This is a genomic window from Brevibacterium spongiae (assembly GCF_026168515.1).
In the GTDB taxonomy this organism is placed as follows: domain Bacteria; phylum Actinomycetota; class Actinomycetes; order Actinomycetales; family Brevibacteriaceae; genus Brevibacterium; species Brevibacterium spongiae.
This window is the reverse complement of record NZ_CP093443.1, coordinates 2,345,151-2,359,003: the sequence shown is the minus strand read 5'-3', so window position 1 is coordinate 2,359,003 and position 13,853 is coordinate 2,345,151. Positions and strand designations below refer to the sequence as shown.

Annotated in this window: 14 protein-coding genes; 9 read left to right on the top strand and 5 right to left on the bottom strand. The window is 63.8% G+C overall.

The annotated features are described in order from the left end of the window. Positions 1-185: 185 nt before the first annotated feature. The 4 genes from dxs (at position 186) to L1F31_RS10685 (ending at position 4,995) form a co-directional block, all read left to right on the top strand. On the top strand, positions 186-2,126 hold the full coding sequence (dxs, locus tag L1F31_RS10700; RefSeq protein ID WP_265417283.1) for a 1-deoxy-D-xylulose-5-phosphate synthase: 1,941 nt from the start codon (positions 186-188) through the stop codon (positions 2,124-2,126). 473 nt (positions 2,127-2,599) lie between these two features. Continuing rightward, complete coding sequence (locus tag L1F31_RS10695; RefSeq protein WP_265417282.1) at positions 2,600-3,910, top strand: ISL3 family transposase; 1,311 nt, start codon at positions 2,600-2,602, stop codon at positions 3,908-3,910. Positions 3,911-3,997: 87 nt separating this feature from the next. Further along, complete coding sequence (locus L1F31_RS10690) at positions 3,998-4,609, top strand: hypothetical protein (protein WP_265417281.1); 612 nt, start codon at positions 3,998-4,000, stop codon at positions 4,607-4,609. Continuing rightward, positions 4,609-4,995 carry a hypothetical protein gene (locus L1F31_RS10685; protein WP_265417280.1) on the top strand — a complete coding sequence of 129 codons (387 nt, stop codon included), beginning with the start codon at positions 4,609-4,611 and terminating at the stop codon, positions 4,993-4,995. The genes L1F31_RS10690 and L1F31_RS10685 overlap by 1 nt, the downstream gene beginning before the upstream one ends. A 211-nt stretch (positions 4,996-5,206) precedes the next feature. Here L1F31_RS10685 and L1F31_RS10680 read toward each other — a convergent pair whose 3' ends face one another. Beyond that, a complete protein-coding gene (locus L1F31_RS10680) occupies positions 5,207-6,358 on the bottom strand; it encodes a ribonuclease D (protein WP_265417279.1) in 1,152 nt (383 codons plus the stop codon). A gap of 17 nt (positions 6,359-6,375) precedes the next feature. Continuing rightward, positions 6,376-6,990 (bottom strand): DUF3000 domain-containing protein, encoded by a 615-nt coding sequence (locus L1F31_RS10675; RefSeq protein WP_265417278.1) that lies wholly within the window; start codon positions 6,988-6,990, stop codon positions 6,376-6,378. Positions 6,991-7,203: 213 nt separating this feature from the next. On the opposite strand from L1F31_RS10675, the gene hemE reads away from it, so the two are divergent. The 3 genes from hemE to hemQ all read left to right on the top strand — a co-directional run bounded on the left by hemE (position 7,204) and on the right by hemQ (position 10,494). Further along, the gene (gene hemE, locus L1F31_RS10670) at positions 7,204-8,250 is read left to right on the top strand and encodes a uroporphyrinogen decarboxylase (protein WP_265417277.1); all 1,047 of its coding nucleotides are present in this window, start codon (positions 7,204-7,206) and stop codon (positions 8,248-8,250) included. Positions 8,251-8,254: 4 nt separating this feature from the next. Beyond that, complete coding sequence (hemG, locus tag L1F31_RS10665) at positions 8,255-9,652, top strand: protoporphyrinogen oxidase (RefSeq protein WP_265417276.1); 1,398 nt, start codon at positions 8,255-8,257, stop codon at positions 9,650-9,652. A gap of 131 nt (positions 9,653-9,783) precedes the next feature. Continuing rightward, positions 9,784-10,494 carry a hydrogen peroxide-dependent heme synthase gene (gene hemQ, locus L1F31_RS10660; protein ID WP_265417275.1) on the top strand — a complete coding sequence of 237 codons (711 nt, stop codon included), beginning with the start codon at positions 9,784-9,786 and terminating at the stop codon, positions 10,492-10,494. Positions 10,495-10,672: 178 nt separating this feature from the next. Here hemQ and L1F31_RS10655 read toward each other — a convergent pair whose 3' ends face one another. Beyond that, positions 10,673-10,927, bottom strand: a complete 255-nt coding sequence (locus tag L1F31_RS10655; protein ID WP_265417274.1) for a hypothetical protein — start codon at positions 10,925-10,927, stop codon at positions 10,673-10,675. A 115-nt stretch (positions 10,928-11,042) separates the two neighbouring features. Here L1F31_RS10655 and L1F31_RS10650 point away from each other — a divergent pair, with 115 nt between their 5' ends. Next, on the top strand, positions 11,043-11,528 hold the full coding sequence (locus tag L1F31_RS10650) for a MarR family winged helix-turn-helix transcriptional regulator (RefSeq protein ID WP_265417273.1): 486 nt from the start codon (positions 11,043-11,045) through the stop codon (positions 11,526-11,528). A 2-nt stretch (positions 11,529-11,530) separates the two neighbouring features. On the opposite strand, the gene L1F31_RS10645 is transcribed toward L1F31_RS10650, so the two are convergent. Both L1F31_RS10645 and msrB read right to left on the bottom strand, forming a co-directional pair. After that, positions 11,531-12,082, bottom strand: coding sequence for a GNAT family N-acetyltransferase (locus tag L1F31_RS10645; protein ID WP_265417272.1), 552 nt, complete (start codon positions 12,080-12,082; stop codon positions 11,531-11,533). Then, entirely contained in the window at positions 12,069-12,521 is a 453-nt protein-coding gene (msrB, locus tag L1F31_RS10640) for a peptide-methionine (R)-S-oxide reductase MsrB (protein WP_265417271.1), read from the bottom strand. The genes L1F31_RS10645 and msrB overlap by 14 nt, the downstream gene beginning before the upstream one ends. A 124-nt stretch (positions 12,522-12,645) precedes the next feature. Here msrB and L1F31_RS10635 point away from each other — a divergent pair, with 124 nt between their 5' ends. After that, positions 12,646-13,845: an alpha/beta hydrolase family protein gene (locus tag L1F31_RS10635; RefSeq protein ID WP_265417270.1), complete on the top strand. Its 1,200-nt coding sequence runs from the start codon at positions 12,646-12,648 to the stop codon at positions 13,843-13,845. The last annotated feature ends 8 nt before the right edge of the window (positions 13,846-13,853 follow it).

The window sequence follows — 13,853 nt, the reverse complement described above, 5'->3', positions numbered from 1 at the left end:
TGTCGGATGGCGGTGCGTTGGCGAAGACGCTGCGGCAGGTGAAGCCAGTGGTGTCGGATGGTGCCGGTGCGGGCAAGCCCCCAGGGGAAATACGCGCGATGGTGCGAGGCACATCCTGTGGTGAGGGATAGGATGGGGCGAATGGAATCTGTCCGTCACCGTCGCCGTCAGAAGAGTGAGACCGAATGACATTTCTCGACAACCTCAGCTCTCCGGCCGATCTGCGTCGGCTCGACGCACAGGAATGCGGCGTACTGGCCAAAGAGATCCGCGACTATCTCATCACGACCGTGGCCTGCACCGGCGGACATCTCGGACCCAACCTCGGCGTCGTCGAACTCACCATGGGCATCCACCGCGTCTTCGATTCCCCACGCGACACCATCATCTTCGACGTCGGCCACCAGACCTATGTGCACAAGCTGCTCACCGGCCGCCGCGACGAATTCTCCACTCTGCGCCAGCGCGGCGGACTCTCCGGCTACCCGAGCCGGGCCGAGAGCGACCACGATGTCGTGGAGAACTCCCACGCCTCGGCCTCCCTGTCCTGGGCCGACGGAATTGCGAAGGCCCGCCAGCTGAAAGGCGAGGACGACCGCCACGTCGTCGCAGTCATCGGCGACGGCGCACTGACCGGAGGCATGGCCTGGGAGGCGCTGAACACCATCGCCGCCGACACCTCGACCCCACCACGCCGACTGGTCATCGTCGTCAACGACAACGGCCGCTCCTATGCCCCGACCGTCGGCGGATTCGCTGCTCACCTCGACGAGCTGCGCACGACCTCCGGCTATGAGAAGCTCCTGTCCTGGGGCAAAGAGACACTGCGCCAGTCCGGTGCGCCGGGCCGCGCGGCCTACAGTGCGATCCACGGCGTCAAGCGCGGCCTCAAAGACATGGTCAGCTCACCGCAGACCGGAATGTTCGACGAGCTCGGCATCAAATATTTGGGCCCCGTCGACGGTCACGACCTGCCCTCGGTGGAACGCGCCCTGCAGCTGGCCCAGCAGTTCGACGGCGGACCCGTCATCGTCCACATGATCACGCAGAAAGGCCATGGATTCGACCCCGCCGTCAACGATGACGCCGACCAATTCCACTCAGTCGGAGTCATCGACCCGATCACCGGCAAGGCAACACCATCGAAGTCGACGTCGTGGACCTCGGTGTTCGGCACCGAAGTCTGCGAACTCGCAAGAGAGCGGGACGACATCGTCGCCGTCACCGCGGCCATGCTCATTCCGGTGGGACTGGCGAAGTTCGCCGAGGATCACCCCGATCGCGTCTTCGACGTCGGCATCGCCGAACAGCATGCGGTCGCCTCGGCGGCGGGACTGTCCTACGGCGGGCTCCACCCGGTCGTGTGCATCTACTCGACATTCCTCACCCGTGCCTTCGACCAGATGCTCATGGACGTGGCCCTGCACCGGCAGGGCGTGACCTTCGTCCTCGACCGCGCCGGCATCACCGGACCCGATGGAGCCAGCCACCATGGCATCTGGGACATCGCGATGCTGCGCATCGTCCCTGGTCTCCGGCTCGCGGCACCCCGTGACGCCGCCCGCCTGACCGAGGAGCTGCGCGAAGCAGTATCCGTCACCGACGCACCGACGGTGCTGCGCTTCCCCCGAGGCGGCGTCGGAGGCGATATCCCGGCGCTGAGGCGGCTCGACGACGGCGTCGACGTCCTCCGCGAATCGTCCGCCGGGGCCTGTGCCGATGTGCTCATCGTCTCCGTCGGACCGTTCGCCAGGTTGGCCGGGGACGTCGCCGACGTGCTGGAAGGCCGCGGGATCACCGCCACGATCGTCGATCCCCGCTGGGTGCTGCCCGTACCCGAATCGGTCATCGCTCTCGCCGCCGAGCACAGTCTCGCCGCGGTCATCGAAGACGGAGTGAAGATCGGCGGCATCGGTTCGCAGATCCGCTCGGACCTGCGTGAGGCCGATTCGCGGATCGGCGTGCTCGAACTCGGGGTTCCCGACGAGTTCCTGCCGCAGGGGACACGGGAGGAGATCCTCGAACATGTCGGACTCGATGTCGAGACGATCGTCGACGACATCGTCCGTGCCCTGCCCGCCGAGGTGGCAGACCGCGCTGCTCAGAGTTCCCGTCGCGCGGTGTGAGCGCCGGGGGCGCAGTGTTGTAGTCCGTGATATTTCTGCAACTCGGCTTGCGGCAAATGCATTGACGATCTTTACTTGCCTTAAGGAGACACCTCAGCCGAATGCGTCCGTTTGGGGCGTGTTCGATTATCCATGCCGCTGAGCTCGATATGGACCAGTGAGCCGTGGCCAGGCTGGAACTGCGCGCCGCTGTCAAAGGCGTCATCGCCCGTTCTGCGGTCGTTCAAATCATCTCGGATACACATTTTCTTGACCCGGCGATCTAAAAACGCGTAGTCGTGAAATCAGAGACCCTTAGGGGCAAGTCGGCATGGTACGACCGATCTCATACTTACGGGGGATGCGGATTACGGGCTCTTCGTAATTGAGGGTGTAGACCGGTGATTTCAGGACACGGCGTGGCGTAGCCCGGATAGACATCGAGGTCTTCCGATGATGGAAGTTCTCACACAGTCCATCCGAAAGACCTCGACGTGGCCAAGCCTACTTTCTCGACCCCTGACCTCACGACATTCTGCCGACTCGACTCCCTCGACCTGACCTGTATCGGCCAACACATCACCAGGCACAAAGCCATCCTGGAATGTCAGCCCAACACTGCCGATGACTGGTGCCGTCGGTGTGGTGGCCACGGGTTCGTTCGCGATACCGTCGTCCGCCGTCTGGCACACGAACCCTTCGGCCACCGACCGACCACGCTTCATATTCGCCTCCGCCGGTACAAATGCGTCGAGTGCGGCCACGTATGGCGTCAAGACACCACTGCTGCGGCACCACCACGAGCGAAGGTCTCGCGAACCGGCCTTGACTGGGCGCTGCGTGCCCTCGTCATCGACCACGACACCGTGTCCGTGATCGCTGCGAAACTCGCCGTGTCCTGGCATACCGCGAACTCTGCAATCCTCTCTGAAGGCCACAGGCTGTTGATCAACGACCCGAACCGTTTCGACGGGGTCAGCGTCATCGGTGTCGACGAGCATGTATGGCGGCACACGCGTCGTGGTGACAAGTACGTCACCGTCATCATCGACCTCACCCCCATCAGTGCAGGAACGGGACCGGCACGCCTGCTCGATATGGTGCCCGGCCGGTCGAAGCAGGTGTTCAAGGAGTGGTTGAAAGCCCGACCCAAGGTTTGGCGTGATGGCATCGACGTCGTCGCGATGGACGGGTTCTCCGGCTTCAAAACAGCCTCGGTCGAGGAACTGCCAGAAGCCATCGAAGTCATGGACCCCTTCCACGTCGTCAAGCTCGCCGGTGATGCACTCGACGAGGTACGCCGCCGTGTTCAACAGGAGACAACTGGCCACCGTGGCCGAGCGAAAGACCCCTTGTATCGGGCGAGGAGGACTCTGCACACCGGGGCTGATCTGCTCACGACCAAGCAGCAGGAGAGGATCGTGGGCCTCTTCGCTGACCCGAACTTCACCGCGGTTGAAGTGACCTGGGCCGTCTACCAAGACATTGTGACCGCCTACCGAACCGCCGACGGCAACGAGGGTAAGAAACTCTTGCAGAGGGTCATCGATGCCCTGACAACGAACCTGCCTTCTGAGCTAATTGAACTCAAACGGTTGGGACGGACTCTGAAGCGTCGCGCTGATGATGTGCTGGCGTTCTTCACTCGACCGGGAACGTCGAACGGGCCGACGGAAGCGATCAACGGCAGGCTCGAGCATCTGCGGGGGTCTGCTCTGGGGTTCCGAAACCTCACCCACTACATCGCCAGGTGTCTGCTCGAGTCCGGTGGCTTCAGACCGGTTCTACACTCTCAATTACGATGAGCCGGATTACGGTTGGCCGTGTGTACTCTGTATCGAGTTCTCGTGTGACAGCAAGCAGTCATGACGGAATAGAGAAAGGACGGAACGATGAACCGATTTCGCGGATTGGGAGCTATTGGAGCAATAGCAATGCTGATAGTGAGCACGATTGTAGCCTCCCCAGCAAATGCTGAAGAACTTAATGTACCGGAAAAGCTTGCAAAGAGCGGTGGAACGGTTGAGATGGTTGTGGCTGGTCAATCCAAGTCTTTCGAAATCTCCCCGCGTAACTTCGATTCCCAGAAGACTGCTGTTCCGTACTGCAGCTATAAGGCGAAGAGCGGAACTATAGTTCGCACATATTCCCGAGCTGGAGTGAGCGGTTTTGGTGGTAGCAAAGCGTATCTCAAATGCGGCAAATATGACAATGAAAAGACTAAGCGGGACGGATGGGGGCTTCGCCATATTGGTGACGGTCATAAGAAGGCCTGGGAGAGTAAGGCTGGCGGGAGCGACTGGTTTGAAATGATGCAGTTCGCTACCAAATCCACTTTGAAGAATCCTGAAACGGGGATACGGCAACCCAGTGACAATTACCTGTACTGTGCTCCTGTCGAACTTAAATATAACGGAAAAGTGTACGATAGATTCAAGACAAAAGTGCCAGTTCGACACAAGGGCCAGATTTTGATGTCATCGTATCCAGGGGAGAAGTGTTGATGGCTAAGAAGATCCGAGATCTGGACTATGTCCTCGCTGGACGCCTGGCGGAAATGATTGGAACTGCGGGCGATGTCGAAGTCAGGGGCTCTGAGATGACTTTCCCGATGCGGGACAGCGAAGGGTCAATCCTGAACTACAGTTTCGATGTTCGCGGTCTTGCAGATCAGGTCGAGGAAAACATTTCGCAAGCAGTCGTTGCGAACGGAAACAGTCGCGGCGCGCAGCGCGCGGCACTGGAGGTCATCGCCAGCAACATTCTCAAAGATAACAATGACTTATGGGACATACCCGAACCTGACAAAGGCGATGTCGTCTATCACGTTGACAACTACGAGCCGATCGTCATCGATATGAAAGATTTCCCTCCGCGTCGGCGGAAGTGACGTTCTAGGAGAGTTTCAGTCTCCGGGCCGTTAAAGGTCCGGGGACTGAATGTTTTGAGGCGTATTGCGGATGAATCATTGGGAGATGACGCTGCTTAAGACGGCCTAGCCCCACAGCGATTGATGAGTCGTAGAAGACGATAGATATCAGCGAATGATCGGGCAGGCTTGTCGATGCGAGTGGCGATGCCTTGTTTAAGTAGACATCGACTCAGGCGCGGGGGAGAGTTGCGAGAGACTTTTCGAGCACCGGGGCACTGAGCTCGACTTGCCACGGGCGGGCTCCGGCTTCGGCGAGGTAGTCCGCAACGTCGACGACGGGCTGCGCCGCCAGGGACTTCACCAGTGCCGGCTGCAGCAGCACATCGTGGGGGATCGTCAGCGATTCCGACAGCTCGGCCATCGCCGACTTCAACGCGGCGACACGGTCCTTGAGGTCCGTGTGGCTGAAGGGGCTGCGGCGCTCCCGTCCGCCTGCCTGCTTCGGCGGCAGCTCTTCAGCGGTCAGCCGGGAGGCCTTGCGGTAGGCGCGGAAGAGGCGGGCCGCCTCGGCGCGGGAGAGCCTGCGCCACTTGGTCATGATGTCGTCGCTGGACTTCACCCCGGACTGAGCGAGCGCGACGAGATCACGGTCGCGCAGAACCTTGCTCGGTGCGATATCTGATTCGAAAGCCATCGCATCGCGGGCCTGCCAGAGTTCGCGGACCCGGGCGATATCGCGACGTGATCGCAGCTTCGACAGTCCGTGCGTGCGCCGCCATGGTTCGTCGAAATGCTTCGGTTCGAAGTCGAGCAGGTGCGTGAACTCCTGCTGAGCGTATTCCCACCGATTTGCGTCGAGCAGCGCTTGGTGGAGGATGTCGCGGATCGGCAGCAGCACCTCGACGTCGAGGGCGGCATAGTTCAGCCACGCCTTCGGCAGCGGCCGGGTCGACCAGTCGGCGGCCGAATGCTCCTTGGCCAGACGTACTCCCAGGGTGCGCTCGGCGACCGCGGCCAGACCGAACTTCTCCCAGCCGAGGAGACGGGCGGCGAGCTCCGTGTCGAACAGCGCGGCCGGGCGCATCCCACGTTCCTGCAGGCACGGCAGATCCTGAGTGACGGAATGGATGACCCACTCATCGGAGCCGAAGGCGGGATTGAGATCGCTGAGGTCCCCGAGAGTCTCGGAATCGAGGAGGAAGGTGCCAGCATCCTCCCTGCGGAGCTGAATGAGGAAGGCCCGCTGTCCGTATCTGATGCCCGAGGCCCGTTCGGCGTCGATGGCGATCGGCCCACCGGCGGCAGTCAGACTGGCGACCGAGGAGGAGAGCCCCTCCGGGGTGTCGACAACGTCGGGGACGCCGTTAGCGGGTGTTTCCAAAAGCGGTAGTTCAGATGTCATCGACGGCGCCCGGGCAGGGCAGTGACTCCTTCAGGAAGTGGTGGCAGTCCGGCGACTGTGCTGAGCAGATCGATCCAGGCCTCGAAGTGATTGCCGATCAGATCCGGCTCGTCAATCACAGGTGTCCACGAGGCGCGCAGCTCCAAGTCTATCGTGGCCGGACGATCGGCCAAGGTGCCGAAGCTCTCCGACAGCACTCGCGTCGTCGTCCCGCCGGCAGCCAGCACCTGGCAGTCATTGGACTCCAGGGCGTCTTCGAGCCAACTCCACGCGACGTGACCGAGCAGCGTCTCATTGCCGAGCTCGTGCTCGAGCTCAGCCCGAATATAGGAGACGACCCGGAAGCTGCCTTCCCATTCCTCGGGTGCGGCAGGGTCGTAGAGGACGACGATGCGGCCGGTGGCGAGTTCGTCGATGGTCTCGCCGCTGGCGCGCAGGAAGGTCTCGTCCGCGCTGACTTCGGCACCGAGCGCATAGGAATAGGGCGCGAGCTTGGCCGGGGCGGGGATCTCGGAAATCGACACATTGTTCGTGCTGCGTGCCTGACGCAGCACCGAAGTCACGGCCGAGAACTCCGCCGGAATGCGATTGAGAGGTGAGGTGTTGACCACACTTGCCACGATAGATGAGCGCACCGGGCGGGGGAATCACCCACGCCGAGGCGACCCCGGAGATTCCGGACAAGCTGATCGAACTGCGCATCCGGTCGGTGAGATCCGTGCGCTCGAGGGGTCACACTGCACCGCGAAAAGCCGGTTAAGACTCCCCGTCTTGAAACCGCACTCAGGTGGGCACCGGCAGACGAAGAATGGGAGGATGGAGACATGACATCACCTCTTTTGGCCGCCCTGCGTTCGGAGCCGGTGCCGCACACTCCCGTCTGGTTCATGCGACAGGCAGGACGCTCCCTGCCCGAGTACCGGAAGCTGCGCGAAGGCACGAAGATGCTCGACGCCTGCCGAGACCCCGAACTCGTCTCGGAGATCACCCTCCAGCCCGTGCGTCGACACGGAGTGGACGCGGCCATCTTCTTCTCCGACATCGTCGTGCCCCTGCAGGCCGCAGGCGTCGACGTCGAAATCGTGCCCGGCGTCGGACCGGTCATCGACAGCCCGGTGCGCAGCCGCTCCGATATCGCGGCACTGCCAGAACTCGACGCCGCCGACATCCCCGACATCACCGAGTCGATCCAGCGCGTGACCGCCGAACTCGGGGATGCGACCCCGCTCATCGGCTTCGCCGGAGCCCCCTTCACCCTGGCCAGCTACCTCATCGAAGGCGGACCGAGCAAGAACCATGAGAAGACGAAGTCGCTCATGGCCTCCGACCCTGATGCCTTCTCCGAGCTGCTGGCGAAGCTCGCCCGCATCTCCGCCACCTTCATCGACGTGCAGCTGCGGGCCGGTGCGAAGGCATTCCAGCTCTTCGACTCCTGGGCCGGCTACCTCAGCCGTGAGGACTACGACGCCCATGTGCTTGAGCATTCCGCCTCAGTGTTCTCGGCACTGGCCGGCCACGAGGTCCCCAGCATCCACTTCGGCGTCCAGACCGGAGAGCTGCTGAACTCCATGTCACAGGCCGGCTCCACGGCAGTGGGTGTCGACTTCCGCGTCGACCTCGCCGCTGCCGCCACCCGAGTCCAGCCCGGCCAGGCACTCCAAGGCAACCTCGATCCCGCGCTCCTCTTCGCCCCTTGGGAGGCGCTGGCTCCACGCGTCGAGGCCATCGTGAGGAAGGGACTCGACCTCGACGGCGGGTTCGTCTTCAACCTCGGCCACGGCGTGCTGCCGGACACCGACCCCGAGGTGCCCGGTCGCATCGTCGACCTCGTGCACGAAGTCTCGGCTGACATCCTCGGTCGCCGCGGCTGATCCGATGCGCCACATCACCGTCGTCGGGGGAGGGATCTCCGGTCTCGTCACCGCTTACCGGCTCTCCGCTGACCACCGGGTCACCCTGCTCGAGGCGGCCGACCGCCTCGGCGGCTGTCTGAAGCCGACCACCCTCGGCGGGGCAGTGCCCGTCGGCATCGACTCCGGTGCCGAAGCGAGCCTCAACCGTCGACCCGAGACCCGAAGTCTCGCCGCCGAGCTCGGTCTCGACCTCGTGTATCCGTCGACGCGTCACAGCTCGCAGGTGCTGGGCCAGGGTCGCCTCCACGCGATCCCGAAACGCACCATCATGGGGGTGCCCGCCGAGGCGGGCGAGGTCGAATCCCTCATCGGCACCGAGGCGGCCCGCCGCCTGAGCAGCGAAACGCTCACTCCCCCGATTGACGGCGCCGACATCTCCTTGGGCGATTTCCTGGCCGCCCGCCTCGGCGACGCCATCGTCGACTCGCTCGTCGAGCCGCTCCTCGGCGGGGTCTACGCCGGCCGCTGCCGGGACCTGTCCCTGGCCGAGACCGTACCGGCGCTTCTGCCCGCCGCGGTCGACGGCACCTCGGTGCTCGACCTCGTCTCCGAACTCCTCGCCGCCCGCGACGCGAACGCGAAATCCGGGGCGCAGGAACCGGTGTTCATGAGCTTCGAAGGCGGAATCAACCGCCTCATCCCCGCCCTGTCAGAAGGGCTCGAAAACAACGGCGGGGAGGTCCGCCTCGGTGCCGGTGTCACCGAGATTCGCCGCGAGGCAGAGTCCTGGACTGTCACCGGGGACGGTTTCGATCTCACGAGCGAGGGTCTCGTCCTGGCCACGCCCGCCCACGTCAGCGCGCGCCTCCTCGCCGAGGCGGCACCTGAAGCGGCAGGGTCACTGACGTCGATCCCGTATGCCTCCACAGCACTCGTGGCCGCCCTGGTCGACCTCGACGGAATCGAACTGGAGGGCTCTGGATTCCTCGTGCCCGCCACCGAGGGCACGTTCATCAAGGCCGCGACGTTCGTGTCGAACAAATGGCCGTGGACGGCCGATCACATCCCGGCGGGCACCGCGCTGGTGCGGATGAGCATCGGACGCTTCGGCGACGCACCCGAGGTGTGGAGCACCCTGGACGATGACGAGCTCATCGAGCGCGCCTTCGCCGACTGGAGATCGATCACCTCCCGTCAGAGTGCACGAATCCTGGCCGCCGAGGTCCAGCGGTGGAACTCTGCGCTGCCGCAGTACCTGCCCGGACATGCCGCGGCCATCGCCGATATCGATGCGCAGATCGCCCGCATCGACGGTTTGGGCCTGGCCGGGTCGGCGTTCGGCGGGGTGGGGATTCCGGCCTGCATCGCCCGCGCCGAGGCGGTTGCGCAGTGCCTGCGAGCCCGGAGCGCCGATACGTGAGCAGCCAACCTGAGCATCCAACCTGAGCAACCGACCTGAGCAACGGGCCTGAGTAACAGGCCTGCGTAACTGGCCTGAACAACCGACCTGACCGACCGAATGACAATGAACAGAGCACAGAAGGAGCAGGAATGAGCGACTACACTCAGCCGACCGAAGCCCAGATCGAAGAAGCGAACAGCCAGACGAGGTACATCGCCTACTCTGTCTTCGCCTCGGCCGGTGAACTCGGCGACGCAGACCGCGCCGAACTCGCCGAGGAACTGCAGAGCGGCCTCGGACCGCTCAAGGAGCAGGGACTCGTCGTCCGCGGCATCTACGACGTCTCCGCTCTGCGCGCCGATGCTGACGTCATGTTCTGGTACCACGCTCCGACCATCGAGCTCGTCCAAGCGGCGTACTCGGTGATCCGGCGCAGCCTCATCGGCGGAGTCCTCGAGCCGGTCTGGTCGGTCGTCGGAATCCACCGTCCGGCCGAGTTCAACAAGGCCCACCTGCCGGCGCTGCTTGTCGACGAAGTCCCCGGCGACTACATCTGCGTCTACCCGTTCGTGCGGTCCTACGACTGGTACCTCCTCGACCCGGCCGAGCGGTCGACGATGCTGCGCGACCACGGCATGGCCGCCGCCGCATACAAGGACATCAAGGCCAATACGATCGCCTCCTTCGCGCTCGGCGACTACGAATGGCTGCTCGCCTTCGAAGCTCCGGAGCTCCACCGCATCGTCGACCTCATGCGGGACCTGCGCAACACCGAGGCGCGCCTGCACGTGCGTGAAGAGGTTCCGTTCTACACGGGACCGCGCAGGGAGCTTGTCGACATCATCTCCGACTGGCGCTGACCGACTTCGGCCGGGGGCGGGCTCAGTCCACCAGGTGGGCTCAGCCCACCTCCGCCTGTCGGTGAGAGGCGATGAGGCCGCCTCTGGGGCGCGGTCCGACAGTCGCTGAGACATGAAAGGGCCGCCGCACCATTCCGGTGCGGCGGCCCTTTCATATGCGTTGTAGGGGATTCTCCAGTCAGTCGGTGGACTTCTTCACGACGTAGGAGTGGCCGTTGCCATCGGTGCGCATCTCCAGGCCCATCGCGTCGAGCTGCTCGTGACGCAGGGACTCATCCTCGAAGTATCCTCCGGGACGCGTGTTGTCGACCTGTGCCGGCCCGACGATCTTGCGGAAGAAGTTATTCAGCCAGCCGACGCCGCGCTGCGAGTTGTGCTGCGAGCGCGAGGGTTTGCCGGAACCGTCAGGGGGAGTCTGCGAAGAGGATGGCATGTGAGGATCCTATCGACGAAGCACCGCAGCGGCGGGCTGATGGGCAATTGCGGAATCTACTGACAGTGTACACTAATCATTAGTGCACTAACTAGTTCAGGTCGAAAGGGAGACGATGCTCGAATCAGATGGTGCGGGGGAGCGATTGGAGAACCCGCTGGCCCTGGAGAGTCAGATCTGCTTCGCTCTGGCCGTGGCATCGCGCGGAGTGATCGGCGCCTATCGTTCGGTGCTCGAGCCGATCCACCTCACTCACCCGCAGTACCTCGTCATGCTCGCCCTGTGGCAACACGAGAAGCTGACGATGCGAGAGATCGCCGGACTGCTGCGACTCGAACCGGCCACCGTCTCACCGCTGATCAAGAGGCTCGAAGCGCTCGACTATGTGACGAAGACCCGCAGCGACCACGATGAGCGGATCGTCGAGGTCACGCTCACTCCCACTGGCCTGAATCTGCGGAAGACGGCCGAGGCCATTCCCGGAACGATGATGGACAAGCTCGGCATGGACGTCGACGGAGTGCGCGAGCTGCATGCTGTGATGCAGCAGATCATCGCCTCCGTCGACGCCGCCGAGGCCACCGAGGCGGGTGCCGGCTGAGGTCAGTCAGCGGGTCGTTCCATCGGGGTGTGTTCGAGGCCGTCTTCGAGGAAGCGCGGACCATTGGGTGTGAAGCCGAAGGAGCCGTAGAGTCCCTCGAGGTGTGACTGCGCATTGAGCGTCAATGGCGAATCCGACCAGGCATCGACGATTCCTGCCAGCAGCCTGCGGCCCCACCCCTGTCCCCGCGCCTCGGGGTGGGTGGCGACGCGGCTGATGCTGCGCGCTCCGGGTCGGGCGGCCGGCCCGTCGGGGACGTGAGCCGGAAGCAGTCGGGCATAGGCCCACGGGGACAGATCACGGCCGAAGGCGGCACCATGGGTGTCAGCCATCTGACCGGCCGGTCTCGGGTAGAAGATGTGCAGCGTCTCCGGCAGGGTGTCCACACCGTCGGCATCGAGGAAGACGCACTCCTGCTCGACGACGAAGGCACGGGATCTCAGCTGCAGGATTCCGTAGAGCTCCTCAGGCGTCAGCTCATCGAACGTCTTCACGACCGGTGCGACCACCTCGGCGATGACTGTGTCGGTGGCAGCCGGCTCAGCCCTGTGCATCGGCGGTGTTGAGCTTGAGCGAGATCGAGTTGATGCAGTAGCGCTGGTCGGTCGGGGTGTCGTATCCCTCGCCCTCGAAGACGTGACCCATATGGGAATCGCAGTTCGCGCACCTGACCTCGATGCGCTCCATGCCCAGTGAGCTGTCCCGGATGTAGCGGACCCGGTCCTCGGCCAGCGGAGCATAGAACGACGGCCACCCGCAGTGGGAGGAGAACTTCGTGTCCGAGGGGAAGAGATCGGCACCGCAGGCCCGGCACTGGTACATGCCGGCCGCCGTCTCATCGTTGTACTCACCGGTGAAGGGCCGTTCAGTCGCTCCCTGACGGAGCACCGCATACTCCTCGGGGCTGAGGACATCCTGCCAGCGGATCTCCTCGGGTGCGGTGCCTGTCTCCTCGGGTGCACTACCTGCAGCGTGCTGCGATGGCTGGGACATTCGAACCTCCGGTGTTGAACAGTGACTGATGTGGGGGTGAACAGGCATGCGCACCCCTCTGTCGAACATAACAGCGTTTGGCTCCTGCTCATTCCGTAGGCAACAATGAAGACAGGAGGTTTTCATGTCCCGCGAGACGAAGTTCCCCGCCCGCCTGCTGGTGGCCGCTGTCGGTGTCGGCGCCGGTGTCGGCGCATTGATCTCAGTGGCGTCCTCGGGCCTGGCCGCCTACTTCGCCCGGAAGATCGTCGTCCCGGAGCATGCGCCGGAAGAACTCGACATTCTGCACATCGACGGCTTTCCCCCGAACATGCGCATCCATCTGCCCGCCGATGAGGAGACCACGGTGCCCGGCACCTACGGTCTCTACTTCAATCAGGGAGCAGGGCACGCGGTGATCGGCGACATCGTCGAATACGATCCGCGCTCTCGCACGGTCTCCCGTGAGATCCTCTCCGTCACCCGCGGTGACATCCGCCGAGCCTGGCGCGGACGCTGGACCGGAATCGTCTACCCCGACCCGGTGGCCGCGGGAGTGAACTTCGACGACATCGAGATCCGTACCGACGCCGGCAGCCTGCCCGCATGGCTGCTGCCCACCGATCATCCGGAACCGCAGGAGACCTGGGCGATCCTCATCCACGGTCGCGCGAGCACCCGAGCCGAAGGTCTGCGTGCCGCCCCCGTGCTCAACACCCTCGGCATGCCCGCGATCGCCATGTCCTACCGCAACGACGCCGAGGTGCGGGTGGAGACCACCTCCCGCTACGGACTCGGCGACACCGAATGGATCGATGTCGACGCGGCCATCGACTTCGCCGTAGCGAATGGTGCGAAGAACGTCGTGCTCTTCGGATGGTCCATGGGCGGTGCCATCGCCCTGCAGGCGGCCGCACGCGGACGCAATAAGCGCTTCGTCACCTCGCTCGTCCTCGACGGACCCGTCGTCGACTGGGTGAATGTGCTCGATGGGCAGGCGAGGAAGAACCTGCTGCCGACCCCGATCGCCAAGCTCACCCTCGAGATGATCACTCAGCCGTGGGCGCGCCCGATCACCGGGTTGGAGACTCCGCTCGACCTCGACCGGATGGATTGGGTGACCCGGGCCGCTGAGCTCGACGTCCCCGTCCTGCTCATCCACTCCGACGACGACGAATTCGTGCCCTCGGGTCCGTCCCACGCCCTGGCTTCTGTCCGGCGTGACCTGGTGACGATGCCCGACTACAGCAAGGCCCATCACACGAAGGAGTGGAACATCGACCCGGTGCGCTGGGAAGACGATGTCGCGAACTTCCTCGAGGCGAAGATCCTCCCGAAGCCCTGAGCTGGGCT

Bases quoted from the DNA above. Each gene is read 5' to 3' on its own strand.
- dxs (WP_265417283.1), top strand. From the start codon at position 186: ATGACATTTCTCGACAACCTCAGCTCTCCGGCCGATCTGCGTCGGCTC.
- L1F31_RS10690 (WP_265417281.1), top strand. From the start codon at position 3,998: ATGAACCGATTTCGCGGATTGGGAGCTATTGGAGCAATAGCAATGCTG.
- L1F31_RS10685 (WP_265417280.1), top strand. From the start codon at position 4,609: ATGGCTAAGAAGATCCGAGATCTGGACTATGTCCTCGCTGGACGCCTG.
- hemE (WP_265417277.1), top strand. From the start codon at position 7,204: ATGACATCACCTCTTTTGGCCGCCCTGCGTTCGGAGCCGGTGCCGCAC.
- hemG (WP_265417276.1), top strand. From the start codon at position 8,255: ATGCGCCACATCACCGTCGTCGGGGGAGGGATCTCCGGTCTCGTCACC.
- hemQ (WP_265417275.1), top strand. From the start codon at position 9,784: ATGAGCGACTACACTCAGCCGACCGAAGCCCAGATCGAAGAAGCGAAC.
- L1F31_RS10655 (WP_265417274.1), bottom strand. From the start codon at position 10,927: ATGCCATCCTCTTCGCAGACTCCCCCTGACGGTTCCGGCAAACCCTCG.
- L1F31_RS10650 (WP_265417273.1), top strand. From the start codon at position 11,043: ATGCTCGAATCAGATGGTGCGGGGGAGCGATTGGAGAACCCGCTGGCC.
- L1F31_RS10645 (WP_265417272.1), bottom strand. From the start codon at position 12,082: ATGCACAGGGCTGAGCCGGCTGCCACCGACACAGTCATCGCCGAGGTG.
- msrB (WP_265417271.1), bottom strand. From the start codon at position 12,521: ATGTCCCAGCCATCGCAGCACGCTGCAGGTAGTGCACCCGAGGAGACA.
- L1F31_RS10635 (WP_265417270.1), top strand. From the start codon at position 12,646: ATGTCCCGCGAGACGAAGTTCCCCGCCCGCCTGCTGGTGGCCGCTGTC.